This is a genomic window from Psychrobacter sp. T6-1 (assembly GCF_052258445.1).
This window is the reverse complement of the sequence record NZ_JBQQFC010000336.1, coordinates 1-2,424: the sequence shown is the minus strand read 5'-3', so window position 1 is coordinate 2,424 and position 2,424 is coordinate 1. Positions and strand designations below refer to the sequence as shown.

At 47.4% G+C, this 2,424-nt stretch carries 4 protein-coding genes; all 4 read right to left on the bottom strand.

The features are described 5' to 3' along the window. The coding region (locus ACTXGO_RS12455) for a macro domain-containing protein (RefSeq protein WP_443574761.1) at positions 1-569 on the bottom strand (569 nt) is incomplete at its 3' end. Positions 570-585: 16 nt separating this feature from the next. After that, complete coding sequence (locus ACTXGO_RS12450; protein WP_443574760.1) at positions 586-1,197, bottom strand: hypothetical protein; 612 nt, start codon at positions 1,195-1,197, stop codon at positions 586-588. A 63-nt stretch (positions 1,198-1,260) separates the two neighbouring features. Next, positions 1,261-1,518 (bottom strand): YheV family putative zinc ribbon protein, encoded by a 258-nt coding sequence (locus ACTXGO_RS12445; RefSeq protein WP_435950010.1) that lies wholly within the window; start codon positions 1,516-1,518, stop codon positions 1,261-1,263. Further along, positions 1,519-2,424 (bottom strand): M3 family metallopeptidase (locus ACTXGO_RS12440; RefSeq protein WP_443574759.1); only part of this gene is annotated, 906 nt, incomplete at its 5' end.

The following is a 2,424-nucleotide window of genomic DNA, read 5'->3' as shown; positions in this document are numbered from 1 at the left end:
TAGAGCTTTACGCTTTTAGGTATATGAATATCGATACGTAGTTTCGGTAACTCTTGTAGATGCTGGGTAATAAGGGGTAGCGTGATATCCTGCCAGTCCAAGGGCAGCCTGGTTGTCATGTGCTCTTTTGCATCATTCAAACTAGCATTAATAGAAGCGTTGTCAAATAGCAGCGGACGGGCGAGTAGGGCCGCTTTACGCACGCCTTGATAGCGTATCAGCGCCATAAGCTGATCGGATAAATCGTTAAGTGCTTGTGTTAACCAAATGGTGCGCGCCCGATGGTAAGGATGATCTGATATGACTAGATTGGCGATATAACTGGGCTTATTATGACTACCAACGCCTAGACCTGAGTGCTCACGCGCGCATTTGTGTATTAAGCAGGTTCCTCTCTTTAGGCTGCCATCGATACAGGCCTTTCGATAGTGCCGATAGTTATCAGGATAAAGGGACTTGGTGCGGGCAAGGACAGGATCTAATAACGTGCCTGCAGTATTCACAGGTAGAACGAGCAGCTGTACGCTACTACCTAGAATAGGCGCATGTGTTAAGTGGATACTCGCCATATTAGCTACTCCTAGTTTATTCTATCGTTGCTCGGGCTCGCTTTTGCGCATCTAACTTTTGTGCTTCTAACTGAGCAATTTGTGTCTCTAATAGCGCGATTTGTTCGGCCTTCATTTGAGTGAGCTGTTTTGTCATCGCGATTTGTTCAGCCGCGAGTCGCTCTTGTTCAGCGAAACGCTGTTTTTCATCCTTTAAGCGGTCAATCTCTTCTTTAGCCAGGCTATTGGTCTTGGGCAATGGCGCTTCTATGATTTTTTTAGGACTAGGAACCGCTATTGTTTTGACAGCAAGCGTATCATTGTCTTTTAAAGTGTCGATAGTAGGACTATTGGTACTGTTAACACTATCATTGTCTATAGTTTTATCAGAAGGTACTACTGGCGAGGAGACGGGCTGAGCTGCTCTTATTTGCTCCTCTACTGTCGATATGTCAATGGTTGTTCCTTGCTCGTCCATGTTATCAGCAGTAGAGCGCAGCCATAGCAGGTACGCTAGAATAATGATCGCTAGTATCAGAGCGATGGCAATCCATAATATCTGAACAGGTTGGCGTTTGGGCTTGGAGTATCGGCTAAAGGTAGGGCGCGGTTTGTGTGATTTCATACCATCGTTAATAGGAGTTGTCATGAGTTGTGGTTATGATAGCAAACTCAAAATAAAAAGCCTATCTAAGCTAGATAGGCGGTTAAATTAAGGTTTAAATTTTACCGTACCGCTCGTACCTGTAGTCATAGCATCGCGTACGAGTTGATCTTGCGCGTGGTTTTGAGCACTAATGGCGTCAGGGTCAGGACGGTGTTCGCTATGATCGCACTGTATGCACTCAATGTACTCATCAGGCTCTGGGGTGACAATATTGACCTGTACGATAACGTCTAGTGCTTGGCATTTGGGGCAGCGTACCCCAGCCAAGAACTGCCGTTTTGGACGAGTGGATTGATAGCGCATTTATGCCTCCTGATCCATATTAGACTCATCATTTTGGGCAAAGCCGCTATGACGTAGCAGCGCCTCGATACTGGCGCTGCGCCCACGGAAATTCTCGAAGTTAGTCTTAGCAGGGAAGCTACCACCAACGGACAAAATAGTCTCGCGGAACGCTTTACCCGTAGTAGCATTAAAGATACCGTCCTCCTCAAACTTGCTAAAAGCGTCCGCCGACAATAGCTCAGCCCACTTATAAGAGTAGTAGCCCGCCGCATATCCGCCTGCAAAGATATGACTAAAGCCATTGGCAAAACGATTGTAATCAGGCGTCTGTGTAATAGCGATGTCAGCGCGAACCTCGTTGAGCGTCGCTAAGATACCGTCATAATCAAGCGCTGGCGTATGCGCATGTATCAATAAATCAAACAGCGCGAACTCAACCTGACGCAAGGTTTGCATACCGCTCTGGAAGTTTTTGGCCCCAAGTAAAGCATCAAGCTTATCTTTGGGTAAGGGCTCGCCTGTATCGACATGACTACTAATGAGCGCGATACCCTCAGAATCCCACGCCCAGTTCTCCATAAATTGACTAGGCAGCTCAACGGCATCCCACTCAACGCCGTTGACTCCTGCGACATCGCCGACACTGACTTGCGTGAGCAGATGATGCAAGCCATGACCAAACTCATGAAACAAGGTGAGCACTTCGTTGTGCGTGAGCAGGCTTGGCTTACCGCTGAGCGCTGGCGTAAAGTTACCTACCATAAAGCAGACCGGTAGCTGCTCATATCCTTGCTCGTTATGACTGTAGCGAGACTGAAAGCCGCTCATCCAAGCGCCGCCACGTTTGCCGCTACGAGCAAATAAGTCAAAGTAAAAGCCGCCAACTAAGCGATCATCGTTATCGAACAATTGATAAAAACGCAC

What these genes read in the sequence shown, in the direction of transcription:
- ACTXGO_RS12450 (WP_443574760.1), bottom strand. Translation starts at nt 1,197, where the DNA reads ATGACAACTCCTATTAACGATGGTATGAAATCACACAAACCGCGCCCT.
- ACTXGO_RS12445 (WP_435950010.1), bottom strand. Translation starts at nt 1,518, where the DNA reads ATGCGCTATCAATCCACTCGTCCAAAACGGCAGTTCTTGGCTGGGGTA.